This window comes from Faecalicatena contorta (genome assembly GCF_021531895.1).
GTDB lineage: Bacteria > Bacillota > Clostridia > Lachnospirales > Lachnospiraceae > JAFBIX01.
Map to the genome: position 1 here is coordinate 74989 of NZ_JAFBIX010000005.1, position 18641 is coordinate 93629.

Consider the following 18641-nt stretch of genomic DNA (forward strand, 5'->3'; position numbering starts at 1 on the left):
TTTCGTTTTTTTGTTTCTGGAGATATACTAACAAAAAAGAATGCAAAACATTTAACAATAAAAAAACCAACTATGCAAAAAAATAAACTTTAAGGCGAAGCATCACTGCTCCGCCTCAAATTGTTCTATACTCTTATCTTCTTCCTGTGTAAATTGCTCTGGAGTGATCTTTCCAGAGATCAGATCTGGCAGGTATGCTCCCAGTGTCTCTTCCTGAAGAATCGAATTCCACTTCACCTGGTAGTTCGGCACAATCTGTGGATTCCCCTGATATGCCCGGATATAATCCTGCACCACTTGACTATTACTGGTATCGTTATCCCGAAACAGTTCTTCTTTCTCTTCTTTATTCAGCTTCGTCCGAAACTTCAAGAACTCTACTGCACCTTTCTTCTTCTCATCACTATAACCGGATACAATCGACCAGCCAAAGGTCTCCGGAGAAGAGACCAGCTTATTCCCCGGGAACGGCGAGAATCGCACCTTTTTCTCCCATTCTCCTTCTGGGATCTGATCAATCATCCAGTATCCATTGGGAATCATGGCAGCTTTGCCAGAAAAGAAATTCTCATACGACACATCAAAATTCTGCCCGATCACATCTTTCGTTGTATACGAGAACAATCTCTTTAACGTTTCTGCCATGTGAAGACCACTTTCATTCTGATAGGATTCCGGGAATATCTCTTTCATGAACTCTGCTCCTTCTGATGTATCAGAAAGCTCTGCCGTAGCTAAGAGCATTGCCGCCCAGGCAGTTCCTTCTGTGTGTAACGCAAGAGGCGTTATCCCATAAGACTTAAGCCTTTCACACACGTTCCAGAATTCTTCCCAAGTTTCCGGGAATTCGTCAATCCCTGCCTCTTCAAACAGCTCCTCATTCCAGAACACTCCTGAACACGAGAAGGCTGCCGTACTAAGAGGCGCCAGATAGATCTTTCCATCCGATTCACGAAAGCTATCCAACACGACCGGTTCTATCATACTCATCCATTCGTCATCTTCCAGGATATAAGGAGACAGGTCCTCAATTCTCTCATCCTCTATCATCATCTGATAGAAAGATGGCAGCATACGAAGATCCGTGATGATTACAGGCAATTCATCCGTAACATTCAACCGTTTCAGATTCTGACGATATTCATCTTCCGTCTCCATGACCCACTCTACATCTATCTCGTAGATTCCATCATATTCCTCATTGAACTTTTCAACCACTTTTTCTTCGTTCTTCTTACCGGTGGAAGGATTTACGGTAAGGATCATCGGAATCTTTATTTCATTTTGACTGTTCGCCGTTTTCTTCTCTTTTTCTGATTTGCAGCCGACAAGCAGAACCACAATCAGAACTACACATAAAAGCACTGAGAGCAATCTGCTATACAATTCTTTATTCCACATGCCCTTCACCTCCCGGGATGCGAATGATACAGCTGGTTCCTTCCGACTCTGCATGATAAAGGATTCTCACTTCATCTCCATACTTCAGCCGCAGTCGGGTAATAATATTCATAAGCCCATATCCACGGCTTTTATCTGGAAAACTGTCTTTCACCTTGCTAAGCGGAAGTCCATTCAAATCATTGAGTTTCTTCACCATATCCTTTTCCATGGACGTACCGTTGTTATACACAACAAATTCCAGTGTTTCCTCCGCCTTCTTTACTTCAATTCGAATAAAACCGCCTTCAAAAATATCGCAGAAGCCATATTTTATCGCGTTCTCAACAAGCGGCTGAAGCACAAGCTTCAACACATACGTCTGCTTTGGATCCACCTGACAGTCAATCTCATATCGGAACAGATTCTCATTCCGAATCTGTTGTATCTCCATATAACTCTTTACATTTTCCAATTCATCCTCGACTGTAACCACATCTTTTCCTTTGCTCAATGACAGTCGAAGATATTTGGACAACGCCTGTATCATCTTCATCGTTGTCTCTTCTTTATTAATACGGGCAAGCATATAGATTGTATCCAGCGTATTATAGAGAAAATGTGGATTGATCTGGCTAATCAGCATATTCAGCTCACTTGTCCTTAACTCTTGCTGCTGTATTTTAATCTCTTCCAGCAACTCTTCGATATTTCCAAGCATTTCATTATAAGAACGCCCAATCTGATCTAATTCCGTATGCGTCTCCAGTTCAATCGTATGATCAAAATCTTTTCCGTCAAAACTACTCATCGCTTCGCTGATATCCTGAATCGGTCTGGTAAAACGTTGCGAAAAATAAATACTCAAGACTAACGCAATTGCAATGACAATGACATAGATTCCTGCCAACACAAAAAGCATACTTCTTGTTCCGCTGTTCAACACACAGTCCGGCACGAATGAAAATACGATAAACCCACTTTCTTTCTGCCGATACGCCGATACCACACCGCCTGACACTTCCATGCCGTCTAAGATCATGCCATCGCCCTCTCTGTCAGTGGCCTCCAGGGAAATATCTTCCATGGGGATCCACATTTCTTCTGGTGCATTCAGACTGCATAGATTTCCATTTGCATCCATGATTCCCGAAGCAAACGCTTCCTCTGATACTCCATTGGACACAACCTTGTCCAGATATTTCTCTTCCATCTTAAGGAACAACATGCCCGGTTCATGCGCATATTCCATACTCCTTACATAGCGGCCGATAAAAAGAGACGGTTCACCGGTACCAAACAAGTTATCATCTGCCCAGAACCATACTGTTTTCGAATAATCTCCGCCCAGCTTACCCTCAAATCCACTCTGTTTAAAATCGGCGTAAGAAACATCTGAGTAATAACGGCTGTACACATTGCACTTATTATCTACATAACAATATTCCGACACATAATCCAGATCAATATATGCAAAATACTTACTGAGAGCAGTGCGGTTCACCTCTTCCATCTCATTCTTCTGAAGACTTTTCTGTACATCATCATAGACAATACACTCTGCGGTCACCTCATCGCTTTTCCGATACATATTATCTAACGCAATTCCCATTTTCTCATCAATGAACCGGTATTTATCAACGATTGTCTTTCTGACACTTTTTTGCATATATGCCCATACTCCAATACTGGAAAGGCATAATGCAAGTGCAAGAAGTGTAATTGTATATTTTAAATATTTTCTCTGGATGCCTGACTGCAGCATTCTTTTTCTCATACTTCGTATTCCTTTTTATATTCACTGGGCAGCTTTCCAGTGTATTGCTTAAAAAGATGTGAAAAGTATGACGGATTATTAATTCCGACCTGTTCACATATATTTCCGATACTTACATCCCCTTCTTCCAGCAGTCGCTTTGCTTTCTCCATTCTCTGCTGCAGAATATACTTCTTGAAAGTCATATGAAATGTATTCTTAAATACTCTTCCAAAATAAACAGGATTCAGATAAACATGCGTCGCAACCGACACAATAGACAATTCTTCATCATCCAGATGTTCATCTATATACGCAACAGCTGCCTGAATATATTCTTTGAAATATTTTGTTTCATCTTTTTCCGCACATTTCTGACGCTCTTCGATTACATTTCCGATAATCTTATAACATACATCTACTGTTCTTGCCGCGTTCAGATTCTGCATGTTAGAGTAATAATTCTGGAACTTCTCCTTTAATTCATCCGTCATTCCATAGGAATCCTTGACCATTAGTTCTACATTCAGCATAACCTTATGGAAATACTTGCACTGCAGCTCCTCATCCTTTGGAAGATGATATATCATATGAATAAAAGCATCCTTAAGCTCTTTCGCATTATTCTTTCTCACTGCATTGACGATCAAGATATCCGCATCGTCTGAGGACCCTTTATCCATATAATCTTCCAGCTCCTCTGAAACTGCAAGAGCACTTGCTCCTGCCGCCCCGGCAATTCCGAACAGCTTCTGTGCCTCCTCATAGCTGCGTTTGATTCCTTCAATGCCCTTGTATGGCTTCGATATTGCGGCAATAACCGGGCTTGTCCCTTTTTGCTTAATATCTTCCAAAAGATGCTTCAGCTCTCTCACCACTGCATTGTCCTGAGTCTTAATAATGAAGATATAATTTCCTTCCTGATTTTCCATCTTCCAGTAAAAATATCTCTCTTTGACAGGTTCTTCCAGAAGATTCAATAATTTCAGTCTGGATGCCTCATAATCCAGAGAATTCGTAATCTTATATGCAATATCTATATCCGCACACACTGTAATAAACCGGTCATTTTCTAGAAGTATGTTACCGATTGCGTCAAACACTTCCTTAACTTTATCATATTCCAGACGATTCTGTACATATTTCTGCACAACTACCTGCAGAAAACTGGTAGAATCTGACACAAGCAGCTTTTCCCAGCTTTCATACTTTTCATCCGCTTTCCGCCTCTCCATGCATTTTTGATAAGCAGCTCCCATGGTTTCCTGAAGCCTATCATCCTCAATCGGTTTTAAGAGATACGCAAAAGCTCCCAGATCACACGCCTGCTTGGCATATTCAAAATCCCGATATGCACTTAGTACCACGAACAGACACTCCAGGCCTTCCTTTTGTATCTCTTCTATGACCATAAGGCCTGTGATCTGCTTCATCCGTATGTCTGTCAACACCACGTCCGGATTCACTTCACGGATAACCTCCAATGCCTGTTCTCCACTTGAAGCAGAACCCACTACTTCAAATCCCATACTCTCCCAGTCATAGGTATGCAAAAGTCCCTGTAAAAGAATCGGTTCATCGTCCACAATTACCAGTTTTAACAGTTTCATAATTATCCCCATTTGATATAAACGTAAATACATTTTGATTTTCTCCTTTCATTTTATTGTTCAAACAGGGAATCATTTTATAAAAAAGTATACTTTTTATGCCAAAAATCATACTTTTTCGTTATTTTCCTGTCCCGGATGTAAGATATACAGCGAAATTAAATTATTTTACTTTAACAGCTTCATAAGTCTTGCCGATTGTATCTCTGAATAATCACAAAGATCAGATCATATAACCATTTTCTATCACTCATAATAGTTGTTTTCTATAACATCATATCACAAAATCTTTTTATAAACAGGGCAAAATGTGTTATACTTTTCCAATATACCACATTACAAATTTAAATCATAAAAAGGGAATATACATATGACGATTCAAGAATATTTACAAAGAAACAAATTAATTACTGACGGTTCTTTTGGAACCTATTATGCCGGAAAATATCAGACAGATGAGATCCCAGAAGCTGCAAACACAGAGCATCCAGATCGCGTCAGCAATATCCACCACTCCTATATTGATGCTGGTGCCCAGCTGATCCGTACAAATACATTTGCATCCAACACGGTGTTGCTGTCTTCTGACTGGGCTTCGGTGGAGCAGAATATTCGTGCAGCAATACAGCTTGCAAAAGATGCGGCCGAAGGCAAAGACATCTTTATTGCCGGTGATATCGGTCCGATTCCAGATACTTCTTCTCCGAATACCGAGACAGATCTTCTGGCAGAGGAATATTATCAGATTGCAAGGATATTTGCCGAAGAAGGAATTCAAGTACTGACTTTTGAGACATTTCCTGACATGGAACATATTCTTCCGGCAATCTCTCATATTAAAAAAGAATATCCACTTTTTATCATGATGCAATTCTGTGTAGACCAGTTTGGTTATAGTGCTTCCGGACTGAGCGCAAAGAAATTGTTAGAAGAAGCAGCTTCCGTACCAGAGGTTGATGCAATCGGCCTGAATTGTGGTGTTGGTCCCGGACATATGAACCAGATATATGGAAAAATAAATCTCCACTCAGACAAATACCTGATAGCTCTGCCAAATGCCGGATATCCCAAACGTCTCCGTGGACGCCAGATCTTCTTTAACAACAATACAGATTATTTTACAGAAAAGATGACCGAACTTTCTACTGCCGGAATTGACATTCTTGGAGGCTGCTGCGGAACAAATCCATCTTTTATCAAGGCAATTTCGTCTGCACTGGACATCCGACAATCAGTAAAATCTGCTTCTATCCTGTCTCACACAGAAGTCGAAGCATACAAAAAGAAATCCGGCTTCTTCTGTCAGGAAGACGGTACTGTCAAAGACAAAAAGCTCATTGCCGTAGAGCTTGCTCCTCCAGTCTCTGCCAATGATGAGAAGCTTCTGGAAGCAGCACATTTTCTGCGCAATGAAGATGTAGATGTATTGACTTTTCCAGATTCTCCGTCTGGCAGAACACGAATCGACTCTGTGCTGATGGCCGAAAAGATACGACGTTCCACAGGTATGTGCGTCATGCCGCATATCTGCTGCCGCGACAAGAATGCCATCGCCATGAGATCTCTGATCTTAGGCGCACATATCAATGATATTCATAATCTGCTGATTATTACCGGCGATCCGATTCCATCTCTGGCAAGACAGACGGTAAAATCAGTATTCAACTTTGACTCTGTAGGTCTGATGAAGATTGTAAGAGATATGAACCAGGAATATTTCCCAGATGCACCGATGGTTTACGGAGGCGCAATCAACCAGGGAAGACGCAATCTTGAAGTGGAGATTAAGCGAGTAAAACGTAAGATGGAAGTTGGTGCTGAATTCTTCCTGACTCAGCCAGTCTTCTCTAAGAATGACGCTGATCGTGTCCGCTACATTAAAGAATCCACCGGGGCTCGGATTCTCTGTGGAATTATGCCTCTGATCAGCAGAAAAAATGCGTCATTTATGAAAAATGAAATTGCAGGTGTCGATGTTACTGATGAGATCATCCAACGCTATCCGGAACATGGCACCAAAGAAGAAGGCGAAGCAGTCGGTGTTGCAATCGCCAGAGAAATCATAGAATACACCAAAGACTTCGCAGATGGATACTATTTTTCATTTCCATTTAATAGAGTCCATCTGCTGAAAGAGATTCGAAAGTCTCTATAGACTCTCAATCCATTGATATAAGTCTTCATACACTTGTTCACGGTCGGTCTCATTCAGGATCTCATGCCGGTCTCCTTCATAGAGATGCATGGATACCTGTTGCATTCCGGCCGTTTTATACTTTTTATATACTTTTTCGACTCCTTTTCCAAATGCTCCCACAGGATCATCTGCTCCTGCCACGAACAGTACCGGTAAGTCCTTCGGGATACGTTCCATGCTCTCTTTTCGTGTCAGTACTTTCATCCCTTCAAACATCTGGTAATAGCCGCCCAATGTAAACATAAAAGAACATAATGGGTCATTGACATATTTCTGTCTGTGGTCTTTATCCGAGGTGATCCAATCTTTTGAAGTCTCTCCAGGTTCGAATCTTTTATTATAGCTGCCAAAGCTCAGTTTATCGACGAATCTGCTGCGGTATCTCCAACCCTTGAATGCTGCGATCACACGGCATACCAGCTGCCCCATGTTCAATACCGCACTTCCCTGATATCCAGTTCCCATGATAATCGCACCTGACAGACCTTTTCCATACATGGTCAGATATTGCCGCAGCAAAAATGACCCCATACTGTGTCCTAACATATAATAAGGAACATCTGGATATTTTTCAGTCGTCATCTCCCGAAGCTTCTGAATATCACCAATGACAAACTGATTCCCTTTCTTCTCTTCAAAATACCCATAATCTTCTTCATTGCGTATGGATTTTCCATGTCCAAGGTGATCATGCCCCGTTACATAATACCCCCGCTCACACATATATTCTGCAAAATCATGATATCGGTTGATGTATTCCACCATACCATGGCAGATCTGAAGCACTCCCTTAACTTCTCCTTCCGGGATCCATTCTACTGCATGAATCTGCGTCACTCCATCCCGGGAAGGATAACAAAATTCCTTTTTCATCTATCGTTCATCCATTCTCAGATATGTTTTATGCTCAGCCAGCGGCTTATACGCCGGTCGGATAATCTTATCAACATTCTTCAACTCTTCCAGTCTGTGCGCACTCCATCCTACGATACGCGCCGCCGCAAAGATTGGTGTGTATAATGACGGCGGAAGATCTAACATGCTGTACACAAGACCACTATAGAAATCTACATTTGCATTGACACCCTTATAGATCTTTCTCTTTTCTGCAATTACTTCCGGTGCCAGACGCTCTACCGTCTCGTACAATGCATACTCATCTTCATAGCCCTTTTCTGCAGCAAGCTGCTTCACAAATCCCTTGAAAATATCAGCTCTTGGATCAGATACAGAGTAGATTGCATGGCCCATTCCATAGATCAACCCCTTCTGATCAAAGGCTTTTTTATCCAGAAGATCATAGAGATACTGCCGAACCTCATCCTCATCTTTCCAGTCTTTTACCACGTTTTTCATATCTTCAAACATCTGTGTAACTTTGATGTTGGCACCTCCATGCTTCGGCCCCTTCAAAGAAGCCAGTGCCGCAACAATCGTAGAATAGGTATCCGTTCCAGAAGAAGTTACCACATGTGTTGTAAATGTAGAGTTATTACCTCCACCATGATCCATATGCAGTACCAAAGCCATATCTAATATCTTTGCTTCTAACTGTGTATATTTTTTGTCCTCTCGAAGCATCATCAGGATATTCTCCGCCGTAGATAATTCTGGAGATGGGGCATAGATGAACAGATCTTCGCCCAGGCGATAATTGTACGCGTGATAACCGTATACCATCAACATCGGAAACTGACTGATCAGATTCAGACACTGACGCAGCACATTCGGAATCGATGTATCATCTGCCAATGCATCATAGGAATACAGGCTCAGGATAGAACGTGACAGACTATTCATCATATCTCTGCTCGGTGCCTTCATGATCACATCTCTTACAAATGTCGGAGGCAATGTACGTCGTTCTACCAATGTCTCATGGAACATCTCCAGCTCCTTTGCTGTTGGCAATTCTCCAAACAGCAGAAGATACGCAACCTCTTCAAATCCAAAGTGCCCATCTTCCAGAAATCCTCTTACCAGATCTTTAATATTATATCCTCGGTAATACAGATTGCCTTCACAAGGGACCTCTTCGCCATTCACGATCTTCTTCGCACATACATCAGAGATATTCGTAAGACCCGCCAGAACGCCTTTTCCATTCAAGTCACGCAGGCCCCGCTTCACCTCATACTTTGTATATAATTCCTTGTCAATTGCGTTATTTTTATTACACAATTCTGCAAAATGTTCTATCTCCGGTGTAACCTCAAATAATACAAATTCTCCTTTTCTCGCCATAGGCAGCACTCCTTTCTTTTTCTTCTAATCTATTATCTTATTGCGCATACTTAATCATTATGCGAATATTTCCACAAATAATTGCTCAGCTCTGCAAATTCTTCCAACGTAAGAGCTTCTCCTCTGACGCTGGAACCCTTCCCCAAAGACTCTATTGCTTCTGTGATCTCTTCTTTTGAAAATGATAACTTGTCTGAATTATTCAGGCCATTGGCCAGAGTCTTTCTGCGCTGGTTGAAAGATGCCCTTATAATATCAAACATCAGGCGTTCATCCTTCACTTCCATCGGTGGCTGTTCGTGACAGGTAAGCCTGATGACTGCTGACCCCACCTTGGGTCTTGGCATAAAACAGTTTGGCGGAACATTCGCCACAATATACGGCTCTGCATAATACTGAACAGCGAGCGACAATGCTCCATAATCCTTATTCCCCGGTCCGGTCTGCATCCGGTCTGCAACTTCCTTTTGCACCATGACAGTAATGCTCTCTACCGGTACATGATTCTCGAATAATCCCATAATGATCGGAGTTGTAATATAATAAGGAAGATTCGCCACTACCTTGATCGGCCTTCCCTGATTCTCCTCATTGGCAAGCTTCTGGATATCCAGCTTCAGAACATCTTCATTGATAATCGTCACATTCTCATACGCACTCAGTGTGTCCGATAAGATTGGAATCAGATTCTTGTCAATCTCTACCGCAACGACCTTTCCCGCTGCCTCTGCCAGATACTGCGTCATCGTTCCGATACCCGGTCCTATTTCCAGCACCATATCTTCTTTGGTAATCTCAGCTGCACGGATAATCTTATCCAGTACATGTGTGTCGATCAAAAAGTTCTGGCCAAATTTTTTCTGAAATGTAAAATTATATTTCTGCAAAATCTCAATGGTATTCTGGGGATTTCCTAAAGTCGGTTTACTCATAGATCTACTCCTGATTTTTATAGTATTTTGTTATTATACAATATTTTCAGACTTTTTGATATGTCTAAAGAATTAAATAATAATTAAGAAAATGTGAATTTATATATCAAAAAAAGGATTCACCTTGGTTTTCAACCACTGTGAATCCTTTTATATTCCTATACTATACCTCTATGTTGTGTTCACGATATCCAAAGAACATCAGCCAGAACAACACTCCGGCAAGTGCCAGCGCACACCCCAGCCCTGTGTAGAACACCGCTATAAATACATCCGGCACAAGCCCGGAGCTGCGAAGCCAGATTCCGCCGCCCATCATAACCGCCATAATACAGTACGCCTTAAGGTCGAAGAAATGCCATACCGGGCGGAACTCTTCTTTATAGCCCTTGATCCGCTTGGTATGCTTGATGCTCATTTTATAAAACATCATTCCAAACGCAGCAAAAACAAGAACGGATAACAAGATATGTATTACTGAAAATGGCAGGATCTTCTGATAAGAAAGTATGCCAAGCCTTGCCACATTAAATCCGGCAATCATCCAGACACAGCCTGCAACCGCAAGCAATGTACGCTTTTTTACATGAAAGAAAGAACGTCTGCTCATAGAATCATCACCGTCCCATCGCTTTATATCCTATCAAAACAACCCACACATAAGCACATGTCTTGGGAATCATCAACATTCCAACCGGCGGCACGGTATCTGCAAACAAAACCACCGGAATATAACATGCAAAGCTTATGACCACCGCAAGCCACAGAAACCGAAACGGCTTATCCTGTTCTGCCTTTGCACTGCGATAAAACAGAACCACAATCAACACACCAAGAATGGTGAACGGAATATTACGGTAAATTCCCCAAGAAAGTGGTGCCTCAGCGCTCATCCATGCATTCTGCGGCATCAGACATAATACAATACGCAAGAGTGCCAGAATCCACACAATCATTGTAAGTTCTTTTTTATCGTTGACCTGATAACGAAGCCGCCATACATAATAGAGCAGCACATAGAATAATGTCATTGTAATGGATGTAATCAGTTTCCCGACACCAAGCGCTGCCGTATAGTTTTCTAATCCTGTCGTACAGAGCGCAATCGCTCTTGGTACGAGATGGAATGCATCCCCGCATCCAAGTACGACCGCCATCATCCCATATAGAAAATATTGTCTGCGTCCCTGGCTTCCACGAATCATAAGAACACCAAGTGTAATAACCGACACCAGATATACGATATCAAACAGTGTCTCAAAAATTGCCTGCATAAGCTCTTCCTCCTTAGGTGAACATTGTTCATTTTATTTGAAAAGAAAGCCCGTCAAAAGACGGGAATTCTATTATATGAATCAATAATTATAAGTAAATCGTTCTTCGTATCGTCTCTTTCAGCACTTCACAACTTGTCTTTCCCTGTATAAGTAATAACAACAAATTGTCTAGCACAAAATCAATAAACTCCATTTCTGTAAATGCTGAAGAAAATGCCTCTCCTGATACCCGGTCATCCGCCTGCAATACCTCCAGCATGCCTGTTTTCATATGGCCGAAATAATGCTTCATTGTGCTTTTTGCCTTCCCTTTTTCAGAGTTGGCGATACTGACAGAATGCGCTGTGAAAAAATCCGGGTAATCTTCAGCACCTTTCTGTATACATTCAAAAATATACGCTACATATTCTGGGAAAGTGAAGTCCGTTGGGCACTTGTGATCCATATGGAAAATCGCTTTCCATATATCTTCTACAATCGCAAGCAGCAATTCATCTTTATTAGAATAATAATTATATAATGTCCCAAGTGCAATATGACATTCATCAGCAACGGATCGCATATTCACTGCAGATAACCCTCTGGAAGCCACAATCCCTCTGCACACCTGAAGGATCGCTTCTTTTGATGTGATACCTGTATTCAATATACTCACCTCCCATGTGAACATTGTTCATCATAGCATTTTCTTACTCAATTGTCAATTTCTCCTCCATCACGCTCATGTAAGCCGGACGTATAATCTTATCTGTGCAGATCAATTCTTCGATGCGATGTGCACTCCAGCCGACAATCCTTGCGATTGCAAATATCGCTGTGTATAATTCCTGTGGAATTCCAAGCATATCGTACACAAATCCACTGTAGAAGTCTACATTCGGGCTGACTCCTTTGAATATATGGCGTTTCTTGGCAATCAGCTCCGGAGCAAGCTCCTCTATATTTTCATAAAGTGTCAGATCTTCTTCTCTTCCTTTTTCTTTTGCAAGCTGCTTCACATATTGCTTGAACACTCTTTCTCTCGGATCAGACAGCGAGTAGACTGCATGGCCGATTCCATAGACCAGCCCCTTCCGGTCAAATGCCTGCTTATCAATAATCTTATTCAGATAGGCTGCTACTTCCTCTTTATCCGCATAATCTTTTACATTTTCCCGGATATTTTCCATCATTTCCATGACCTTAATATTCGCTCCTCCATGTTTTGGCCCTTTCAGGGAGGACATTGCTGCTGCTATCGTAGAGTAGGTATCCGATCCGGAAGAAGTTACGACTCTCGTTGTAAAAGTAGAATTGTTTCCTCCTCCATGCTCCATATGGAGAATCAATGCAGTATCCAGAACTTTTGCTTCTGTCGGCGTATACTTCATATCCGGACGTAACATTCGAAGAAGATTTTCTGCGGTAGACAGCTCTGGATCAGGATTGTGAATATACATACTCTGATTATTTTCATAATGGTTGTATGCATGATAACCATACACAGCAAGCAGCGGGAATTCGCTAATCAACTGGATACATTGCCGAAGGGAATTGCTGACACTGATATCTTTCGCATTCTTATCATAAGAAGCCAGGGTCAGAATGCTCCTTGTCATAGAATTCATGATATCCTCAGATGGTGCTTTCATAATGACATCCCTGGTAAAATTGGTCGGCAGCGTCCGGCATCTTCCGATGATATCACGAAATGTTGCCTCTTCTACCTTTGAAGGCAGTTCGCCCATCAGCAGTAGATAAGCAATCTTTTCGAATCCCATCTGATTCGGTCCCAGACTGTGAATCAGATTCTCCACCTTATATCCTCTGTACCACAGCTCTCCATCACAGGGAACCTTTTTATTGCCTTCTATACGTGTTGATACAATCTTTGATATCTTCGTAAGTCCTGTCAGAACACCATTTCCATTCTCATCACGCAGGCCTCTGTTTACACCATACTCATCATACAGGCGCCGGTCAATGTTATCATTTTTACGGCAGATATCTTCTTCTCGTTTTGTATAATCATTCATCAATTCCATCATCTCTGTCATTTTCTTCCGACACCTCCATTTCTTCTATCTTACTGGTCATAACGGTATCCAGTTGTTTCATCAGCTGTAGTAATTTAATCAGATTCTCTTTTCCAAACGCTTCGATTACTTTTCCATAATAATCTTTCAGACAGGCTTCTTGTCTGGCAAGCAGACTGCTTCCCGTATCTGTTATTGTGACATAGGTCCCTTCTTTTCCACTTCCATCATGGGACCACAGAACCAGCCCCCGGTCTTTTAATTCCGTTATCATCTTGGAAGTCTGCCGAATGGTCATCTGCATCTTATCAGACAGATCTTTTAAATAAGTCCTTCCTTCATATATGATAGAACTCTTACTCTCTGAAGCAATCATATGCAGAGCAATGTATTCGGCCAAGGTCATTTCACAAAAAAGTTCTCGGATTTTACCCCTGTTCATCAGATAATGTCGATATATCAGTTCATTCGAAAGCTCTGCTACTTCATTATTCTCTAATAAGTTCTTCATACATCTATCACTCCGAATCAGCTATCTTTTATCGGTCTTCATATTTATCCTAATACATATCTGGCTGCGGAGGTACTGCCGGTGCTGCTTCCTTGATATCTGCCACAGCAGCTTCTGTAGTCAGAAGTGTAGCTGCTACGCTGACGGCATTTGCAAGTGCATGTTTTGTGACCTTGACAGGATCGATAATTCCTTCTTTGAGCATATCTACATACGTTCCATGAATTGCATCGAATCCAATTCCATCTTCACTTTCTTTTACTTTATTTACAACGACAGAGCCTTCCAGTCCTGCATTTTCTACAATCGCGTAAAGCGGTGCTTCCAGTGCTGTTGCTACGATCTCTGCACCTGTCTTTTCATCGCCTGTCAGTGTTGCTGCAAGTTCATGGACTTTCTTCTGTGCATGGATATATGCAGATCCGCCGCCGCTGATAATTCCTTCAGACACTGCAGCTTTGGTAGCGTTCATTGCATCTTCCATACGATATTTGGCTTCCTTCATCTCGGTCTCTGTTGCTGCTCCGACACGGATCACTGCAACACCGCCGCCTAGTTTGGCAATACGATCCATCAGTTTCTCTTTGTCAAAATCAGATGTTGTATCTGCCATCTGTCTTCTCAGGCTGTCAATTCGTTCTTCCACTCCGGCTTTGTTACCCGCGCCATCAACGATGGTTGTATTCTCCTTGGTAACTTTCACGGATCTGGCACGTCCAAGCATATCCATTGTTGTGTCCTTCAGCTGCATTCCAAGATCGTCCATAATAACCTGTCCGCCAGTCAAAGTAGCGATATCCTGCAACATTTCCTTTCGATTATCCCCGAATCCAGGAGCTTTTACTGCAACAACCTTTAAGGTTCCTCTTAATCTATTTACGATCAATGTCGTAAGAGCTTCGCCTTCTACATCTTCTGCAAGAATCAGAAGCTCTTTTCCCTCTCTCATGATATTTTCCAGAATCGGAAGAATGTCCTGAATATTAGAGATCTTCTTATCCGTCATGAGGATATATGGATTCTCCATATTGGCAACCATCTTCTCTTTGTCATCACACATATAACCGGAAAGATATCCATTATCAAACTGCATACCTTCTACCACATCAATTTCTGTCTTCATGGTCTTGGCTTCCTCAATAGTGATGACTCCATTCTCTCCGACCTTTTCCATCGCATCTGCGATCATCTCACCAACTTCTTCGTTACCTGCAGAGATGGCAGCGACCTTTGCAATATGATCTTTTCCAGTTACCGGCTGGCTCATCTCCTCCAGCGATTCACAGACAGCATCGGAAGCTTTTTTCATACCTTTTCTCAGGATGATAGGATTCGCTCCGGCCGCAATGTTCTTCATTCCCTGATTGACAAGTGCCTGTGCCAGAACGGTTGCTGTTGTCGTTCCGTCACCTGCGATATCATTCGTCTTCGTCGCAACCTCTTTGACCAACTGCGCACCCATGTTCTCGTAGTGGTCTTCCAGTTCAATATCCTTTGCGATTGTCACACCATCATTAGTGATCAATGGCGCACCATAAGACTGCTCTAATACTACGTTCCTTCCTTTTGGTCCAAGTGTTACTTTTACAGTGTCTGCAAGCTTATTGACACCTGTCTCCATTTTCTTTCTTGCATCAATATCAAAACTAATATCCTTTGCCATAATGAATTCCTTCTTTCTCTGAACTTTTCAAAATCTATTCTACAATTGCCATAATATCGCTCTGATCTACAATAATATACTCTTCATCATCTATCTTAACTTCTGTTCCGGCATATTGAGAATATATAACTTTATCCCCTTCTTTTACCTGCATACCGCTACATTTTTCGTCGTCTCCCTTTCCAGGTCCAACCGCGATTACAACTGCATCCTGTGGTTTTTCTTTGGCACTGTCTGGCAGGATAATTCCAGATTGTGTCTTCTCTTCTGCTTCCTGTTGCTGCAAAATAACTCTGTTTCCTAATGGTCTTAATTTCATTACAATAACCTGCCTTTCATTTTTGTCAGCACTCTTTCTATCCGAGTGCCAGGTTTAGTTTAAAAAATATATTACTCCTCGCGAAGTAATTATTTTAATTTTAAACTATTTATTTTTAAAGTATTATATCACTTGTTTTTTCTTTGTCAACAGAGTTTATACTTTTTTTAAAAATAAAAATGCAAAGCATATTTTTATACCTTGCATTTTCATCAGACTATATGATATTTTCTATATTACTTTTTATCTTCAAGGAAACTTCCAGAAATACCCGAAGTTCTTCTTCTGATATTCCCTGCAGAATCTGTCGGTTCATCTCTTCTCTTCTTTTTGCCATCTCTGCAACAATCTCTTTCGCAGAATCCAGTACTTCATAATGCACATATCTACGATCATTTTCGTCTGGAATCGCCATAATAAACTTCCGCCTACACAGACTGTCAACCGCCTGTGAGATATGGCCCCTGTTCATCATTAATTGTGTATGGATATCCGTGGGAGTGTTATGGCTACCGCAACGGGATAAGAAATACAAAATCTCTAATTCTGCTTTTTTCAAGTCATATTTCTGGCGTAATTCTATACTTTGTTCATCCAACAGTTTCTTAAACTGTCCGCCTTGCAAGATAGATTCCATCTGTCCGTCCATAACATCACCTACTTTTTCAAATATTAAGTATCATTTTATCAAATAAGAGAATGTAAGGCAATAAAGGACTTGTGAATATTTATGCTCAAGAATAACAAGCTATTCTCTTTTTTCCCACTTTACTTCTGCTTTCTTGCCATAATGCGCCAGCCCAACATAATACACTGTCCCTTCCATCTGTGCATCATACTTCTTTTCCTTCGCCTGCCGTATTGCATCCAGCGCCAATTCTTCCAGACTCTGTGACCTGTCTCTGGTATATTTGAATTCCAGTATCATATGTGGCAGTTCTGGTTTTCTGGCATAAAGGAGAATATCTCCCCTTCCCATTCCACTCTCCCGGTTACTTTGCACATCATAATATGGATGCAGAAAAGTACACATTCCTAGCATCATCATATGATAGCTGTTCTCACTTTTTAAATCATGACAGGATGGCAGATCCTTTAGAATCCACTGATATTCTTCTGCGAATCTCTCCATAGCCTCTGTTCTCAGATTCAAGAGCATCAGGTCAATATGTCCTTCTTCTACCTGCATATAAAATGCTGTAAGTTCCTGAAAAGCCTTCCACACTTCATAATTTGGAATCCGAAGCTTATAGATTCCTTCACTTAATTCCTCCTGGACCGTTACCATCCCTGCGTTGATTAACAGTCCCCAAAGAGAAGCATCATCCTGCTTCTCATAATATGCCATTGACAGTTCTGCACTAACAGTTGCTGTTCCTTTTTCAATCAATTCATTATAGCCACGGGAAAAAGATTCGCCCCGCTGCGCAAGTGCATTTTTAATGATACTGTTCTCACTGGTATTCAGCCAATAGGCTTCTAGCTTCTTTCTGGATGCATAACATGTTACCGACCACGGATTATATACCTCCTCTGTACCGAACAGATATCCATCATACATTGCCTTAATATCACTTGAAAATTCCAGTTCACAATATTGCAAAAGTGCTTTGACTTCCTTCTCTGAGAATCCAAAGCATTCTGCATATTCCGGATCCTTTACCGTACAGACAACCAGATTATTGAGTCCGGAAAATATATTCTCCTTGGCAACACGCTGCACTCCAGTCAACATCGCTTTTTCAAGAGACGGATTCCCTTTGAGCGAAGAGCTTAAAAGTTCTGCCAGTACGCCACGTATATTCTCATAATATCCGCTATCATTTGCAGAAATAAATGGTGTATCATATTCATCTATAAGAAGGTATACCTTTTTCTCATAATATAATTCCAGCAAATAACATAATACAGAAACCGATGCAACAAGATAATTTCTCCCCTCATCATCCATTTCCCTCTGGCAAAGACAGCGATATATCCTCTGTGCCTGCGCATTCTGCTCCTTGGGCAATCGCGCTTCCTTCCATACAAATGAATACCGCTGATATTCTTTTTGAATCACATCACATAACTTATACAACATCTCGTTCGCCGAACTGCCCTTGACATTCAGAAATGACAGAAATATGACCGGATGTTCATTCATCTCTTCCATGACATAGCTTTCGGTAACTCTGGTCCCTGCAAACACATCGCCGGAATATTTTGTACAATCCAGGAATTCAGCCAACATGGACATATTTAATGTCTTCCCGAATCTTCTGGGGCGCGTGACCAGCGTGATCTGATACCAGGATTCCAGGAATTCCTCTATCATCTTCGTCTTATCCACATAATATCCACCTTTTTCACGTAAACTACGAAAATTCTGTTCTCCAATTACCAGCTTTTTCCTGATATTCTTCCGCGACTTCTTATGCTGCGCCTGATAGGATACCATATTCTCGCACAACACGCCATACCTTGCTGCCGGTGCTCTTCCAAAGAGTTCATCCATCGAACAATCCAGCACATCTCGAATCCTCTCTAATGTCTCCAGATCCGGTGATCTCTTTCCTGATTCGTAATTCGTATAAGTGGAACGGGAAATATTCAACTTTTCTGCCATCTCTGCCTGCGTATATCCCCTTACTCTGCGCAGATGCATCAAATACTCATGAAATTTCGTTTTCATGTCCGAATCAACTCCCTTTGTACTTTCCTAAAGTATAACATGTAATGTTTCACATCGCAACAT

The 18641-nt window shown here is 41.5% G+C and carries 16 protein-coding genes; 1 reads left to right on the forward strand and 15 read right to left on the reverse strand.

Annotated elements, in window-relative coordinates:
• Positions 1–102 precede the first annotated feature (102 nt).
• From JQM81_RS02655 to JQM81_RS02665, 3 genes are read right to left on the reverse strand one after another with little or no spacing between them, the layout of a single operon-like run.
• Positions 103–1401, reverse strand: a complete 1299-nt coding sequence (locus JQM81_RS02655) for an ABC transporter substrate-binding protein (protein WP_235231980.1) — start codon at positions 1399–1401, stop codon at positions 103–105.
• Positions 1391–3157, reverse strand: a complete 1767-nt coding sequence (locus JQM81_RS02660; protein WP_235231981.1) for a sensor histidine kinase — start codon at positions 3155–3157, stop codon at positions 1391–1393. The genes JQM81_RS02655 and JQM81_RS02660 overlap by 11 nt, the downstream gene beginning before the upstream one ends.
• The gene (locus tag JQM81_RS02665; protein WP_235231982.1) at positions 3154–4746 is read right to left on the reverse strand and encodes a response regulator; all 1593 of its coding nucleotides are present in this window, start codon (positions 4744–4746) and stop codon (positions 3154–3156) included. The genes JQM81_RS02660 and JQM81_RS02665 overlap by 4 nt, the downstream gene beginning before the upstream one ends.
• A 370-nt stretch (positions 4747–5116) precedes the next feature.
• On the opposite strand from JQM81_RS02665, the gene JQM81_RS02670 reads away from it, so the two are divergent.
• Positions 5117–6901, forward strand: a complete 1785-nt coding sequence (locus JQM81_RS02670) for a bifunctional homocysteine S-methyltransferase/methylenetetrahydrofolate reductase (RefSeq protein ID WP_235231983.1) — start codon at positions 5117–5119, stop codon at positions 6899–6901.
• On the opposite strand, the gene JQM81_RS02675 is transcribed toward JQM81_RS02670, so the two are convergent.
• The 12 genes from JQM81_RS02675 to JQM81_RS02730 all read right to left on the reverse strand — a co-directional run bounded on the left by JQM81_RS02675 (position 6896) and on the right by JQM81_RS02730 (position 18578).
• Positions 6896–7816, reverse strand: coding sequence for an alpha/beta fold hydrolase (locus tag JQM81_RS02675; RefSeq protein ID WP_235231984.1), 921 nt, complete (start codon positions 7814–7816; stop codon positions 6896–6898). The two genes, JQM81_RS02670 and JQM81_RS02675, sit on opposite strands and share 6 nt — an antisense overlap.
• Complete coding sequence (locus tag JQM81_RS02680; protein ID WP_235231985.1) at positions 7817–9187, reverse strand: citrate/2-methylcitrate synthase; 1371 nt, start codon at positions 9185–9187, stop codon at positions 7817–7819. It abuts the gene before it with no gap.
• Between the two features lie 50 nt (positions 9188–9237).
• Positions 9238–10119, reverse strand: a complete 882-nt coding sequence (gene rsmA, locus JQM81_RS02685; RefSeq protein WP_235231986.1) for a 16S rRNA (adenine(1518)-N(6)/adenine(1519)-N(6))-dimethyltransferase RsmA — start codon at positions 10117–10119, stop codon at positions 9238–9240.
• 163 nt (positions 10120–10282) lie between these two features.
• On the reverse strand, positions 10283–10729 hold the full coding sequence (locus JQM81_RS02690; protein WP_235231987.1) for a hypothetical protein: 447 nt from the start codon (positions 10727–10729) through the stop codon (positions 10283–10285).
• A 7-nt stretch (positions 10730–10736) separates the two neighbouring features.
• On the reverse strand, positions 10737–11393 hold the full coding sequence (locus JQM81_RS02695) for a hypothetical protein (protein ID WP_235231988.1): 657 nt from the start codon (positions 11391–11393) through the stop codon (positions 10737–10739).
• A gap of 88 nt (positions 11394–11481) precedes the next feature.
• Positions 11482–12042, reverse strand: coding sequence for a TetR/AcrR family transcriptional regulator (locus tag JQM81_RS02700; RefSeq protein WP_235231989.1), 561 nt, complete (start codon positions 12040–12042; stop codon positions 11482–11484).
• Positions 12043–12085: 43 nt separating this feature from the next.
• Positions 12086–13432, reverse strand: a complete 1347-nt coding sequence (locus JQM81_RS02705) for a citrate/2-methylcitrate synthase (RefSeq protein WP_235231990.1) — start codon at positions 13430–13432, stop codon at positions 12086–12088.
• The gene (locus JQM81_RS02710) at positions 13404–13922 is read right to left on the reverse strand and encodes a MarR family winged helix-turn-helix transcriptional regulator (protein ID WP_235231991.1); all 519 of its coding nucleotides are present in this window, start codon (positions 13920–13922) and stop codon (positions 13404–13406) included. Before JQM81_RS02710 ends, JQM81_RS02705 begins: the two co-directional genes overlap by 29 nt.
• A 49-nt stretch (positions 13923–13971) precedes the next feature.
• Positions 13972–15585: a chaperonin GroEL gene (groL, locus tag JQM81_RS02715; protein WP_235231992.1), complete on the reverse strand. Its 1614-nt coding sequence runs from the start codon at positions 15583–15585 to the stop codon at positions 13972–13974.
• Between the two features lie 34 nt (positions 15586–15619).
• Positions 15620–15904, reverse strand: a complete 285-nt coding sequence (locus tag JQM81_RS02720) for a co-chaperone GroES (RefSeq protein WP_235231993.1) — start codon at positions 15902–15904, stop codon at positions 15620–15622.
• Between the two features lie 217 nt (positions 15905–16121).
• The gene (locus tag JQM81_RS02725) at positions 16122–16553 is read right to left on the reverse strand and encodes a MarR family winged helix-turn-helix transcriptional regulator (RefSeq protein WP_235231994.1); all 432 of its coding nucleotides are present in this window, start codon (positions 16551–16553) and stop codon (positions 16122–16124) included.
• Between the two features lie 99 nt (positions 16554–16652).
• On the reverse strand, positions 16653–18578 hold the full coding sequence (locus JQM81_RS02730) for an AAA family ATPase (RefSeq protein ID WP_235231995.1): 1926 nt from the start codon (positions 18576–18578) through the stop codon (positions 16653–16655).
• Positions 18579–18641 lie beyond the last annotated feature (63 nt).